Source organism: Listeria immobilis (assembly GCF_014322845.1).
Classification (GTDB): domain Bacteria; phylum Bacillota; class Bacilli; order Lactobacillales; family Listeriaceae; genus Listeria; species Listeria immobilis.
Map to the genome: position 1 here is coordinate 468,103 of NZ_JAASUA010000001.1, position 13,616 is coordinate 481,718.

Annotated in this window: 12 protein-coding genes, 1 pseudogene and 1 other annotated feature; of the genes and pseudogenes, 1 reads left to right on the top strand and 12 read right to left on the bottom strand. The window is 35.6% G+C overall.

What is annotated here, in order from left to right; all coding sequences use genetic code 11:
- Positions 1-8: 8 nt before the first annotated feature.
- The 6 genes and pseudogenes from HCJ45_RS14910 to HCJ45_RS02445 all read right to left on the bottom strand — a co-directional run.
- A pseudogene (locus HCJ45_RS14910) lies at positions 9-182 on the bottom strand (hypothetical protein); the annotation flags it as partial.
- Positions 183-184: 2 nt separating this feature from the next.
- Entirely contained in the window at positions 185-1,444 is a 1,260-nt protein-coding gene (tyrS, locus tag HCJ45_RS02425) for a tyrosine--tRNA ligase (protein ID WP_187123922.1), read from the bottom strand.
- Between the two features lie 60 nt (positions 1,445-1,504).
- Positions 1,505-1,714, bottom strand: a binding site (T-box leader).
- 56 nt (positions 1,715-1,770) lie between these two features.
- Positions 1,771-2,775, bottom strand: a complete 1,005-nt coding sequence (gene ccpA / locus HCJ45_RS02430) for a catabolite control protein A (protein WP_185347319.1) — start codon at positions 2,773-2,775, stop codon at positions 1,771-1,773.
- A gap of 235 nt (positions 2,776-3,010) precedes the next feature.
- The gene (locus HCJ45_RS02435; protein WP_185380637.1) at positions 3,011-4,096 is read right to left on the bottom strand and encodes a bifunctional 3-deoxy-7-phosphoheptulonate synthase/chorismate mutase; all 1,086 of its coding nucleotides are present in this window, start codon (positions 4,094-4,096) and stop codon (positions 3,011-3,013) included.
- Between the two features lie 265 nt (positions 4,097-4,361).
- The gene (locus HCJ45_RS02440; RefSeq protein WP_187123923.1) at positions 4,362-4,886 is read right to left on the bottom strand and encodes a YtxH domain-containing protein; all 525 of its coding nucleotides are present in this window, start codon (positions 4,884-4,886) and stop codon (positions 4,362-4,364) included.
- A 21-nt stretch (positions 4,887-4,907) separates the two neighbouring features.
- Entirely contained in the window at positions 4,908-5,363 is a 456-nt protein-coding gene (locus HCJ45_RS02445; RefSeq protein ID WP_003719894.1) for a DUF948 domain-containing protein, read from the bottom strand.
- A 254-nt stretch (positions 5,364-5,617) separates the two neighbouring features.
- Here HCJ45_RS02445 and HCJ45_RS02450 point away from each other — a divergent pair, with 254 nt between their 5' ends.
- Complete coding sequence (locus HCJ45_RS02450) at positions 5,618-6,730, top strand: M29 family aminopeptidase T (RefSeq protein WP_187123924.1); 1,113 nt, start codon at positions 5,618-5,620, stop codon at positions 6,728-6,730.
- 42 nt (positions 6,731-6,772) lie between these two features.
- On the opposite strand, the gene HCJ45_RS02455 is transcribed toward HCJ45_RS02450, so the two are convergent.
- From HCJ45_RS02455 to HCJ45_RS02480, 6 genes are all read right to left on the bottom strand, one after another.
- Positions 6,773-7,318: a peroxiredoxin gene (locus HCJ45_RS02455; protein ID WP_185347949.1), complete on the bottom strand. Its 546-nt coding sequence runs from the start codon at positions 7,316-7,318 to the stop codon at positions 6,773-6,775.
- 147 nt (positions 7,319-7,465) lie between these two features.
- Positions 7,466-8,809, bottom strand: coding sequence for a UDP-N-acetylmuramate--L-alanine ligase (gene murC / locus HCJ45_RS02460; RefSeq protein ID WP_185347947.1), 1,344 nt, complete (start codon positions 8,807-8,809; stop codon positions 7,466-7,468).
- 293 nt (positions 8,810-9,102) lie between these two features.
- Positions 9,103-11,454 carry a DNA translocase FtsK gene (locus tag HCJ45_RS02465; protein ID WP_187123925.1) on the bottom strand — a complete coding sequence of 784 codons (2,352 nt, stop codon included), beginning with the start codon at positions 11,452-11,454 and terminating at the stop codon, positions 9,103-9,105.
- A 312-nt stretch (positions 11,455-11,766) separates the two neighbouring features.
- Complete coding sequence (ytpR, locus tag HCJ45_RS02470; protein WP_187123926.1) at positions 11,767-12,384, bottom strand: YtpR family tRNA-binding protein; 618 nt, start codon at positions 12,382-12,384, stop codon at positions 11,767-11,769.
- A gap of 5 nt (positions 12,385-12,389) precedes the next feature.
- On the bottom strand, positions 12,390-13,190 hold the full coding sequence (locus tag HCJ45_RS02475) for a DUF1444 domain-containing protein (RefSeq protein WP_185380628.1): 801 nt from the start codon (positions 13,188-13,190) through the stop codon (positions 12,390-12,392).
- A gap of 35 nt (positions 13,191-13,225) precedes the next feature.
- Positions 13,226-13,537, bottom strand: a complete 312-nt coding sequence (locus tag HCJ45_RS02480) for a thioredoxin family protein (RefSeq protein WP_185347939.1) — start codon at positions 13,535-13,537, stop codon at positions 13,226-13,228.
- Positions 13,538-13,616 lie beyond the last annotated feature (79 nt).

Sequence of the window (13,616 nt, forward strand, 5' to 3'; positions counted from 1 at the left end):
CCATGCACCTATCGAACTACAGATGACTCACTCACCTTGCCCAAATGATGACATTCCAGATTTACGCGAATGTATTTCTCCTCCACTACGAGCCCATTCCCTTTATACGTAATGCCCGATTTAGCTGTAGCTTGTTGATATACTACTCTTTTCTTAGTACTCGGTTTTTGTACGCTATTTTTTATTACTTATAAGAAACTAAGAAATACTTCTTCTTCCCACGTCTTACAATCGTAAATTTATTTTCGATGCGATCACTTTCACCAATAGCTTTTTCTAAATCTTGCACTCGCTCGCCATTAATGTATATTGCCCCATTCATTACATCTTCACGAGCTTGGCGTTTTGATGGTTCAACCCCGAGTGAAACTAACCAATCTACTAAATTCATTTCTACATTTTCTGCTTCAAAAGTAGGCACATCTTTGAAACCTTGTTCGATTTCTGTTGCAGTAAGAGCTTTTACATCCCCACTGAATAATGCTTTAGATATTTTGAGTGCTTGAGCAAGGGCTTCCTCACTATGCACGAATTTAGTCATTTCAGCAGCTAACGTTTTTTGTGCTGCTCGTAAATGCGGTTCTTCTTCCACTTGTTTTGCTAAATCAGCAATTTCGGCTTCCGTCAAGAAAGTGAAGTATTTCAAATATTTCACGACATCACGGTCATCGGTATTAATCCAAAATTGATAAAACTCATATGGCGTTGTTTTTTCTGGATTTAACCAAATTGCGCCACCTTCTGATTTACCAAATTTAGTTCCATCGGCTTTTGTTAATAAAGGAATAGTTAAACCAAAAGCTTTGGCATTTTCTCCTTGTTTTTTACGAATTAAGTCAAGTCCGGCTGTAATGTTTCCCCACTGGTCACTGCCACCAATTTGCAGACGACAATCATTAAATTCATATAAATGATTAAAGTCCATTGCTTGCAAGATTTGGTAAGCAAACTCTGTAAAGGAAATCCCTACTTCTAAACGACTTGCAACAATATCTTTCGAAAGCATTGTATTCACATTAAATTCTTTTCCATAATCACGCAAGAAATCAAGAATGCTGAGCTCTTTCGTCCAGTCATAGTTGTTTACCATGCTTGCCGCAGAATCACCTTTGAAATCAAAAATCTTTCCAAGTTGAACACGCAAACTTTCGACGTTTTTACTAATTTGTTCCATTGATTGCAACTGACGCTCTTCTTTTTTACCACTTGGATCACCAATTGTCCCTGTTGCTCCGCCGACTAAAATAATCGGACGGTGCCCAGCGTTTTGAAAACGACGTAATATCATAAATGGAATTAAATGCCCAATATGCATGGAATCTCCAGAAGGATCAATCCCACAATAAAGCGAAATTTGTTTTTCCTCAACCCATTTACGTAGTCCCTCTTCATCCGTTTGTTGATAAATGGCTCCGCGCCACTCTAATTCATCGATAATATTCATTTTCATCAGTCTCCTTTATTTTTTTGAAAATAAAAAACGTCCCTTCGCCAGCTAAACTAGCGAAGGGACGTTGTAATTAACGTGGTACCACCCTACTTTTAGGAAAAATTCCTACTCAAGTAAAATAACGGCTTAACACCGGTCGCGCCATTATCCTGCGCAACGTGACTCCGGGATGTAATTCGACTACTTACCTCTACTAGTTTTCACCACCCACTAGCTCTCTAAAAATAAGAATAAGTAACTACTTCGTCCGTTCATTGTCATTTTCATTATAGAAAGTATACATACATTTATAACATATTGATAAAAATGATGTCAACTTTTTATTTTTCTTTTGTTGTACCGCGAAGTTTTTCGCTATGTGGCAAGATAACCGTTTTTTCGTCTACTTCTTCGTTTGTCATTAATTTTGTTAGTAAACGCATCGCTACTGCACCAATATCATACAACGGTTGTACAATTGTCGAAAGCTGCGGGCGAGACATTAATGTTAGCTTCGTATTATTACTAGTCATTACCTCTAATTCTTCTGGAACTTTAACTCCAGCATCAAGCGCAGCATTTAAAATACCAATAGCTAATTCATCATCCGCTACAACTACAGCATTTGGTTTTTTTGCAAGCGTACTTAACTCTGCCCAAGCTTTAACTCCAGCATTGTAGTTATATTTCGCTTCAATAATATAATCTTCTTGGTACTTAATACCAGCTTCTTTAAGCGCTTCTTTATAACCCGCAAGTTTCATTTCACTATTTACTGGCTCATTTAAAGGACCACTTACAAAAGCGATTTGTTTATGACCATTATTTACAAAACGTTTTACCGCTTCTTTGGTTGCTTGTTTGTAGTCAATATTAACAGAAGCTAATTTATTTTCCATATCCACTGCTCCAGCTAAAACAACTGGTGCTGGTGAACGATCAAATTCTTCTTGCAATTGTTCTGAAATACGTTCGCCCATATAAATAATACCGTCCACTTGTTTGCCGAGAAGTGTATTTAGTACTTGAAGTTCTTTATCCTCATTTTCGTCTGAATTGCTAAGAATAATATTATATTTGTACATCGTTGCAATATCTTCAATTCCACGAGCAAGTTCTGCGTAGAATACGTTAGAAATATCTGGAATAATTACACCGACAGTCGTCGTACGTTTGCTAGCAAGTCCTCTAGCTACAGCGTTTGGACGATAACCTAATTGATTAATCACATCCAATACTTTTTTTCTTGTTACTGGTTTAACATTCGGATTGCCGTTGACTACCCGAGACACTGTTGCCATGGATACATTTGCTTCCCGCGCAACATCATAAATTGTTACATTCATCCCTATTCACTCTCCATATCAATTATTTTAATGGCTCTCTATACCATTTGAAAACGGAATCATACTAGCCTTCCTTTAATAATACGATAACTTTTTTCGATATGCAATTGTTTTCACTCTTTATTTTCATTTATTTTCATATCAAAACAGCATTATAATTTACATATAAATGCCGATTAAGCATTACTATTTATTAGCAAAATAAAAAACCTTGGCGTACCAAGGTTTTTAGAAATTATTTGATTTTATGAGGAACTAAATTACTAGCTAAAATTTCTTTCCAAAAAACTTCAAATTCAGGTATATCCATTTGTTGAGCTGAATCAGATAATGCTACTGCTGGGTCAGGATGGACTTCTGCCATAACCCCATCCGCTTCAATTGCAAGAGCAGCTTTTGCACAAGGCAATAACAAGTCTTTTCTACCTGTAGAGTGTGTTACATCCACCATTACCGGTAAATGAGTTTCTTTTTTCAATATAGGTACTGCAGAAATGTCTAATGTATTTCTTGTCGCTTTTTCGTATGTGCGTATACCACGTTCACAAAGAATGATTTTGCCATTCCCTTGTGACATAATATATTCAGCGGCACCAATAAATTCTTCAATTGTAGCCGATAAGCCACGTTTTAGTAAAATTGGTTTATCTACTCGACCTGCTGCTTTTAATAATTCAAAGTTTTGCATGTTTCTAGCACCAATTTGAATAACATCCACATAGTCAAGTGCTACTTCTATATCAGCTGGTGTAACGATTTCACTAATAACTGCCAAACCATATTCATCAGAAACACGTTTTAGAATTTTTAAACCTTCTAGTCCCAATCCTTGGAAGTCATAAGGGCTAGTACGTGGTTTAAATGCTCCACCACGGATGAGTTTTAATCCCTTAGCTTTAATTGACTCTGCAACTGCTGCTACTTGTTCGTAAGACTCTACAGAACAAGGACCAAAAACAAATACCGGTTCACCATTTCCAATTGGCAAGCCTTTTACTGTAACAATCGTGTCTTCTTTTTTGTTTTTTCGAGATACAAGTAATGCTTTAGAGTGATCATCTTCTTGAAGTTCTAATCCTGCTTTAAAAATTTCTTTAAATAATTGCTGAATCGTACTATCTTCAAAAGGACCATTATTGGCTGCGAGAATTGTATTAAGCATTTCTCTTTCACGCAATGGATCAAAACGAAGAGAACCTTGCGTCCCTTTAATTTTCCCAATTTCTTGTACTAAATTCGCACGTTTACTAATTAATTCTAGCAAATCAATATTTAATTGATCTACCTGTGTTCTTAATTCCTCTAAATTTGCGTTAACCATGTAACTTCCACCCTTCTAAAAATCTGCTCCAAGATTATTTCTCATTATAGAGGAAAACAGATGATTTGTCACGAATCTACTTTTATACTTAATCGCTTTTAAGTGTTAAAGTGGATAATGTAAATCTAATACTAACATGTTATTTAACAAATTTCAAGTAGCGATTCACTTTTTCTTTCCAATAAAAAAGCCAACTTCCAATTTTAGATTTTTAGTCTAATATTGGTAAGTTGGGCTTTTTTTAATCTTGCTATTTCTAATTTACTTATTTAACAGCTTTTTTTGTATCAGCTGCTACTTTTTTAGCGGCATCTTTGCCTTCATCTAACGCTTTTTTGGATTCAGCTTTTGTTTTATCAGCTGCTTTTTCTACATCGCTAGCTGCTTCTTTTGCTTCACTTTTTACTACTTCTACTGCTTGTTTCGCTGCTTCTGCGTTTTCTTCTTTATTTTGAGAAACGACATCTTTAACAGCTTTTCCTTGTTTAGCAACTGTGTCTGCTAATTTACCAGATTTGTCTTTAACTACATCTACAAATCCACCAGCAGAATCAACTAATTTATCTTTTGTTCCCTTTGCTATGCCACTAATTTCGATACCTTTTTCGTATGCAACGTCTTTCCATTGGTTGCTTTTTTCTTTCAATGTATCTACTTGAGTATTTAAGTCTTCACGTAATTCTTTACCTGATTTCGGTGCTAAAAGAAGTGCTGCCGCTGAACCAACGATTGCTCCAATTAAACCACCGATTAGAAAATCTTTTGTATTAATACCATCTTTTTCTGCCATGATAAATCCCTCCAGATTATATTAGAAATTTGATTGTTCAGATGCTTCTTTTGCGGCTTCTTTCGCTGCTTTATTTGCTTTCATTTTTTCTCTAAAAGAAAGAATGGAATTGCTAATGGAGACAGCTTGAGAAATCTTTGCTTCATTTTGTTCTACTTTATTTGTTGCTAGTGTTGCTAATTCGCGAACAGATTGGCTTAATCCTAATAAAGATGTTCCAATATCACCAACTGCATCAAAAACTGGATCTACTTTCGCAACTTTACCATTCACGTCTTCTAGAAGTATATTGGTTTTATCAAGTAATTTTTGTGACTGACCTGTAATACCTTGTACTTCTACTGTTATTTTTTCTAATGATTTAGCTACCTCGTCCATTGTTTGGGAAGTTGATTTTAATGTTTTCCCCAAATTGATGGCAATAACTAAAAGTGCTATCGCAGCGATCAATGCTGCAATATACAAGATTACTATCATCTATCCACACCTCCATGTTCTTTTTTCTATACCCTGAGCATTTCCCTCTAAAACTTTCTTCCCCTAAGAAATCTATGTACTTATTGTAAAAAAGAAAAGGTATTAGCTTCATTTTAGCAATTAACTGCAAAAAAATAAACTAATAAGAAAGAAACTTGGCTAATTAATTACAGATGGTTGCTTTTGGTTAAATTTAGAGTAAAATAGATAGGAGCAACTTTTTGCTTATTTTTAATTTCAGGGAGGTCAAAAGATTGAGAGATTCAAGAATTGAAAAATTAGCACATAATTTAATCAACTATTCCGTCAAACTTGGTGCTGGAGAAAAAGTTTTGATTGAAAACTTTGGTGTCCAAAAAGAGCTGGTGATGGCTTTAGTGGAAGAAGCATATAAAGCAGGTGGTTTCCCGTTTGTTTCTTTGAAAGAACCACAAATCGACCGAGCGTTAATGCTTGGAGCAGATAGTGAGCAGTACGAAAAGATTGCTGAGTTTGAAGGTAATGTGATGAAAGAAATGGATGCATACATAGGTTTACGCGCAGGAGATAATATTAATGAAACATCCGATGTTCCTGCTGATAAATTAAAAATTCATGGTGATACAATTGGTAAAATGCATTCTAATATTCGCGTCAAAAACACAAAATGGGTAGTGCTTCGTTATCCAAGTTCATCTATGGCTCAACTTGCAAAAATGAGTACAGTCGGATTTGAAGATTTCTACTTTAATGTATGTAACTTAGATTACGGAAAAATGAGTGCTGCGATGGATGGCTTAGTAGAACTTATGAATAAAACAGATAAAGTTCACTTAGTTGGACCGGGAACAGATTTAACATTTAGCATTAAAGATATTCCCGCAATTAAATGTGCTGGTGAAATGAATATTCCGGACGGCGAAGTATTCACTGCCCCTGTACGCAACTCTATTAACGGGAAACTTACTTACAATACCCCCTCCCCTTATCAAGGATTTACTTTTGAAAATGTTTCTTTTACTTTTAAAGATGGAAAAATTGTAGAAGCAACTGCCAATGATACTGCTCGTATTAACAAAGTTTTAGATACAGATGAAGGCGCTCGTTTTGTTGGAGAATTTGCGATTGGTGTCAATCCATTCATCCATGAACCAATGCAAGATATTCTGTTTGATGAAAAAATTGAAGGAAGTTTCCATTTTACACCTGGTCAATGTTATGATGAAGCCTTCAATGGTAATCAATCAGCAATACACTGGGATTTAGTAAATATTCAACGCGCTGATTATGGCGGTGGAGAAATTTATTTTGATGATGTGCTCATTCGTAAAGATGGTATTTTCGTACTTCCTGAATTAGAAGCATTAAACCCAGAAAACTTAGTATAAAAATAAGCGCTTAGGAATTTATTTCCTAGGCGCTTTACTTTTTTATACAATTGTTTTTTCACCAGGTTGCCAATTAATCGGGCATAGTCCACCAGTTTGTAAAGCTTGTAAAACTCTTAAAACTTCATCGACTTCGCGACCGATATTATTATGATGCACTACCTCGTATTGAATTTCACCTTTAGGATTAATAATGAAAAGACCACGCAATGCGACACCCTCTTCTTCAATTAACACCCCATAATCACTTGCTACTTGATGGTTTGTATCAGCTGCAAGAGGATAATTCAACTTGCCAATTCCACCTTCTTTAATCGGCGTATTTGTCCATGCAAGGTGAGAATGAATGGTATCTGTTGAAGCACCAATGATTCTCGCATCTAAAGCATCAAATTCATCTGAACGAGCGGAAATCGCTACAATTTCTGTCGGACAAACAAATGTAAAGTCCATTGGATAGAAAAACAGAACTGTCCATTTATCATCTTCTATATTTTTTTCTAGACTTACTTTCCCAAAAGTCTGATTGGGCATAACAGCTTCCATTTCAAACCTTGGAGCTTGTGTGCCTACTAAACGTTCTGCCACTTTTATCCCTCCATTTAATCTATGTAGTTGTATTTTGTATCACAAGATATATTTTAATACACGGATTAAGTAGTGTAAAGCTTTAATTTATAATAATTATAAACAAGTAAAGAGCATGCCAACAAATAGGCATGCTCTCGTTATTTATTAATTAATAGCACTTTTTTTTAATTCAGTATCGGTCAGTGCTTCTTGGCTTAATACTTTTTCGTAAGCAGCTTGGAATTTTTGAACATCACCAGCACCCATAAATAAAATCACTGCTCCAGGATATTTCAAAAGTTCTTCCGTATGCTCTTCTTTTATAATGTGATTACCTTTTGTTTTATGTGCCAAATCAGCAATCGTTAAATTGCCTGTTTTTTCGCGTGCTGAACCAAAGATATCGCAAAGATAAACTTCATCCGCTAAATTTAAGCTATCCGCAAATCCTTGTAAGAATGTGCGTGTACGTGTAAATGTATGCGGTTGGAATACAGCGACAACCTTTTTATCAGGATATTTTTGTCGTGCAGCATTCACTGTTGCACGTATTTCTGACGGATGATGGGCATAATCATCTACTAACACTTGATTGCCTTTTTCCGTGATACTAAATCTTCTTTTAACACCCTCAAATGTTTTTAATTCGGCTTTAACCTCTTCTACAGGTAGTCCTTCATAATCACATAAAGCGATAACACTTAATGCATTTAATACATTATGATCTCCGTACGCAGGAATTTCAAAAGAAGCTAAAAACTCATCGCGATGATAGACATCAAAACGTGTTCCAGTCGTTTCTTTAATAACATTTTTCGCTTGGAATTCGTTGTCTTCACCAAAGCCAAAATAAATGATTGGAATATCTAATGAAAGTTTGCGAAGTTCTGCGTCGTCCCCAAGTGCAAAAACAGCTTTTTTCACTTGTTTTCCAAGTGTTTCAAACGCGTTAAAAACATCATCCACACTCTTAAAATAATCTGGATGATCCCAATCAATATTCGTCATGATAGCATATGTTGGTTTATAAGCAAGGAAATGGCGTTGATATTCACAAGCTTCCAGTGCAAAATACTCAGCACCTTTTGTTCCACTACCTGTTCCGTCACCAATTAAGTACGAGGTAGGACGAATTGCACCAACTACATGGGAAAGTAGACCTGTTGTTGATGTTTTACCGTGCGAACCTGTAATAGCAATACTTGTGTAACCGTCAATTAATTGACCTAAAAATTTATGGTAACGAATAACTGGAAGATCTAATTCCACCGCGCGCTCAATTTCCTCATGTGTATCTGGAAATGCGTTTCCTGCAATAATTGTTAGCCCACTCTTTATATTATCCGCCGAAAAAGTAGTAATCGGAATTTGCTTTTCTTCTAAAGCTTTTTGTGTGAAGAAATATTTATCTACATCGCTTCCTTGCACTTGAAAACCTTTATCATGCAGAATCTGAGCAAGTGCACTCATTCCTGACCCTTTTATTCCAACAAAATGATAGATAGTCATTATTTGAACCCCCATTAATTTATCTTGAAGAGGGTGCCTAAAAAAATATGTTAACAGTTAAGCATTAAGTCTTAACTTTGAAAACAGTATAAATCGTTCACTTTCTAGACATCATCTTACGTTCCAGTTGTGTTTTTTGTTTATATTCTTGCTGTATCAATAATTCACCAGCTTATTATATCACTTTCCATGTAAATAGAAAAACCTTTCATCAAATATAAGAGAAATGACTCATAAAAATAGGCAAAAAATGCAAGACAGGTGAAGTATCATGTTAGTTTAGTACTATGAAATTATGTTTCTTTATTTCTAAGTTTCGCTAATTGATCTTTTGTGATAATTACATCCCGTGGTTTGGAACCATTGATTCCGGAAACAATTTGATGATTTTCAAGCGATTCCATCAATCTAGCTGCCCGGTTATAACCAATTCTAAAATGTCTTTGTAATAAAGAAGTTGATGCGGCATTTTGACTTAATACAAAATCACAAGCCTCTTCAAATAATTCATCTGTATTTTCTTTTGCGGTTTCTTTGATAAGAAGTTCCTGTTCTTCAAAAATGTAATTAGCCTCACCTTGAGTACGAACATGTGCAACAACAGCATCGATTTCTTCGTCACTAACAAATGTCCCTTGTAGTCGTACAGGTTTACTTGCACCACTTGGCAAGAAAAGCATATCCCCTTTTCCAAGTAGTTTTTCAGCCCCACTTGAATCAAGTATCGTTCTAGAGTCGATTTGCGACGATACAGAGAAAGAAACACGTGTTGGTATGTTAGCCTTAATAAGACCTGTAATTACGTCTACAGATGGTCTCTGTGTTGCTACAATCATATGAATGCCACACGCACGGGCTTTTTGAGCAATACGGCTAATAGATTCTTCTACATCATTTGGCGCTACCATCATTAAATCTGCTAACTCATCAATTACGATTAAAATATAAGGTAATTTTTCCCCTGTGTGATCTGGATGACTTGCATACTCATTATATTTTTCCATATTTCGAACACCTGTATGGCTAAATAATTGATAGCGGCGTTCCATTTCTTCTACTGCCCATTTTAATGCGACTGTGGCTGCTTTTGCATCTGTAATAACAGGACTTACAAGATGTGGAATTCGGTTATATGGTGCTAGTTCTACCATTTTCGGATCAATTAAAAGTAATTTTAACTGGTCTGGTGTCGCTTTATAAAGCAAGCTTACAAGGAGTGAATTGATACAAACACTTTTACCCGACCCTGTCGCCCCTGCAATTAAACCATGGGGCATTTTTTGCAAATCAGTAATAATTGGAGTCCCTGAAATGTCTAGTCCGAGTGCAGCAGTAAGCGGTGACGTAGACGATTGAAAGGCTTCTGTGTTCATTAATTCTGAAAGCATTACTGGACGACTCGTCTGATTAGGAATTTCAATACCAACTGTGCTTTTACCAGGTATTGGCGCTTCAATTCGAATATCTTTCGCAGCCAAGCTTAATTTAATATCATCTGTCAAATTAGTTATTTTGCTAACTTTTACACCTTTTTCTGGTTGAACTTCAAATCTAGTAACAGCTGGACCTTGTGTTCTATTAACAACACTTGCATGAACATTGAAATTTTCTAATGTTTCATTTAACATTTCTTGCTGCATTTGAAGCCACGAGTCATCTTCTCTTTTCGAGACCGGTGGATGGAGCAAGTTAAATTCTGGAAATTGATAGTTACCAACAGTTTCTACTACTGGTTCTTTTGGCTCTTCTCTTCTTATTGGTTGTTCTGATATGACCTGCTGTTCAGGAATCTCTTCTTCTTTTTGAAGTGCTTGTTTATCACTTCTTACCATCATTACATTAAATGGAATTCTGCTTTTTCGTAATTGTTCTTGTCTATTATTTTCTACTTGTGTTGCTTTTTCAGGTGGTGCAGCAGTTGTTTCTTCTTTTATAAGTGAGACTCGCGATGTTTTCGGTTCATCTGTAACTGGCTCTGTCGGTTGCTCTGGCAAAACAGCAGGAATCTCTTCTGCGATAACTGCTTCTTCTATTTCTTCTGGGATAGTTTCTTTTATTTGCTGCTCAATTTCAGTATCAAATGCAATTGTTTCAGCTTCTGCTAAATCTGGTGAATCTACTGGTGCAATTGTTAAGTCTTCGCGTATTTCTTCTATTTCTTCTGACTCGTTTAGCTCAAATTCAAATCTACTAGGTCTTTTATTAAAAGCATATACTGGAGACGGAACATCTGTTGCTGCAAAAGGTCGTTTTCGCACTTCTTCTTTTGCTGCTATTGGTTCTGTTTTTTGTTGTACTGGATTCATTTTTGGTGTTTTTTGTGTTGAAATATTTTGTGGTTTATCTGGTATTAAGGGAAATCGAAATTCACCTTTTGGATATTGATAGACCATTTGCGTTTTCATAGGGCGCTTCATTTGTTGCATTGGCTTTTGTTTTAAGGTCGGCTTGGGCTTACTTGTTACTGGCCGTGTATTTCTTATAGTACGATTTTCTTTTGTTTTTATTGCGGTCACATTGTTGCTTTTTGGCGCCTTCTCTGGAGCACTTTTTACTTTCTTTTCTGCTTTTTTAGCAGGTGTCTTTTCATATGTATCAATTTCTTCGTCCATATCTCCAAAGAAAAAATCTTTAAACCATCCCATTCATAATCACCCTATAATTTAATTTTCTTGTTTGATTCTAACAGACAAAAACAAAATAATCCATGACAAAATTGTGAATATGCTTTATTTCGAGTCATATTCGTTATAATACCTTGCTATCACAAGCCTCAAACCTGATATAAGTTTTTGTTATATAGCGAAAAAATATTGTTTTTAATACGATTTATAGATATTTTGTATACAATTATCGGTTTCATAGTAGAACATTTAAATGAGTTTCACAATATTGTAATATAAGCAAATAAAAAAACATCTGATTTAATATCAGATGTTCAAAAACGGTTATCTAGATTAGAAACTAACTGGAAAAACGTCTCCAGTAACTGCGGAATCTTCTAAAACAAGTATCCCCTTTTCCGTCGGTGCATTAGGAATCGCTAACTCTCTTGCTGCACAAACCATCCCAAAGGAATCTTCTCCTCGTAAATTCGATGGTTTTATGATCAATCCACTTGGCATAACAGCACCAATCTTAGCAACTACTACCTTTTGTCCCACGTCTATATTGGGTGCACCACAAACAATTTGTAATACTTCCTCACCAACGTTAATTTGACAAACATTTAGTTTATCTGCATTAGGATGCTTCTCTTTCGACTCTACATAACCTACAACAAATTTAGGTGATAAATCAGCAACAATTTCAGGTTTAAAACCCGCTTTTTCAATAACTTGATTCATTTTAGCTACTAATTCTTCTGTTAGTTCCACTTTTCCATTTGCAGTAATAGCAAAGTACTCGGAGCTATTGAAAATATTAAAACCTGCTAATTCATTTGTTTCTCGGTTAAAAATTCTTGTTACATCTCCACGGCGTTCCCACTCGCGATTTTCGAAAGTTACTTCTCCCGTTTCGATTAGTAGTGTATCCCCTACTCCATTTTTGTTATAAAATGCGTTTACTATCACGTCTTCTACTCCTTTAGTCTGTTTTTTGCCATTATAAATATCGGTTCCAGTTTACCATTATTATACACAAATGGCAAAGAGGTAATTGGTACAAGTCCATCCGCAAAGAAATCCATTGTCATATGAGCAAGAACATCATACCCTGTATTATCCTGAATATCACCAATAATTAAGACATCTTGATGCGGTACCGCAAGCACCATTTCTCCGGTCAATTTTTTACGCATTTCAGCTAAAAACGATTCATTTAACAGCCTACTTGCATCATAACCATCATTCGTTCTTACAAAATAAAAATCATTTCCATTGACCGAATCTTTCTTAAGCGGTACTTCCAATTTCGCCAAATTAAGAAAGGCAGCCGTTTTAATAGCTTCTGATGTTATTCCTTCTTGTTGCAACATATCTTCCTCAATAAAACGGTAAGATTTACCTAAATCAAAAGCATAAAAAAGCTGTGTTTCGGCTGTATGTGGTTCTGTTAGAAGTTTTGTTCCCGTTTTTGTTTGATTTGGAAAAGAAGTGGCACGAACAACTGGATATATACGCTCCATGTTATTTTTAAGCGCCACTTCACCCACCGCCGCTCGAAAGCCTTCTTCAACATAATAAACAATTTTTTGGATAGCCGCCTCTCCATCATTTTCGTAATTAGCAATAATTTGCGGAATTGTAAGGCTCACTTTTTTATCCGCTTGCATTACTAGAAGCGTATCATTGTCACGATTATAAGAAAACTGTCGATTAGGCGCATTTAATTCTTTTTCAAGTCGTTCTTTCATTTTTAATGTAGTCATTTTCGCCAATAGTTGCCTCCCCTTCCCTGAAAAACCGGCACTTTTTAAATCGCAGCTAGAAAATCATTAATTTCTTCTTTTGTTTTTCGATCTTTACTAACGAAACGCCCCACTTCTTCTCCATCTTCAAACGCAAGAAAACTAGGGATTCCAAAAATCGCTAAATCAGCACATAACATAATAAAGGCATCTCGGTCAACATGATAAAAAGTGAAATCTTCATTTTCCGCCTCAATCTCTGGCATTATAGGTTCAATATATTTACAATCGCCACACCAATCAGCGCTAAACATAAAAACAGATTTACCTTCTGATTTAATATCGTTAAATTGTTCTACAGATTCTAAGTTTTTCATATTTATGCTCCTTCTCTTCATATTCTAGTTAAATCGTACCGTCAAAAAAAGCTTTCGTCCAGAATAACGCTCAATATAT

Coding starts and splice junctions, on each gene's coding strand:
- tyrS (WP_187123922.1), bottom strand. CDS start 1,444: ATGAATATTATCGATGAATTAGAGTGGCGCGGAGCCATTTATCAACAA.
- HCJ45_RS02465 (WP_187123925.1), bottom strand. CDS start 11,454: ATGGGATGGTTTAAAGATTTTTTCTTTGGAGATATGGACGAAGAAATT.
- murC (WP_185347947.1), bottom strand. CDS start 8,809: ATGACTATCTATCATTTTGTTGGAATAAAAGGGTCAGGAATGAGTGCA.
- HCJ45_RS02435 (WP_185380637.1), bottom strand. CDS start 4,096: ATGGTTAACGCAAATTTAGAGGAATTAAGAACACAGGTAGATCAATTA.
- HCJ45_RS02445 (WP_003719894.1), bottom strand. CDS start 5,363: ATGATAGTAATCTTGTATATTGCAGCATTGATCGCTGCGATAGCACTT.
- ccpA (WP_185347319.1), bottom strand. CDS start 2,775: ATGAATGTAACAATTTATGATGTTGCGCGGGAAGCAAATGTATCCATG.
- HCJ45_RS02440 (WP_187123923.1), bottom strand. CDS start 4,886: ATGGCAGAAAAAGATGGTATTAATACAAAAGATTTTCTAATCGGTGGT.
- HCJ45_RS02480 (WP_185347939.1), bottom strand. CDS start 13,537: ATGAAAAACTTAGAATCTGTAGAACAATTTAACGATATTAAATCAGAA.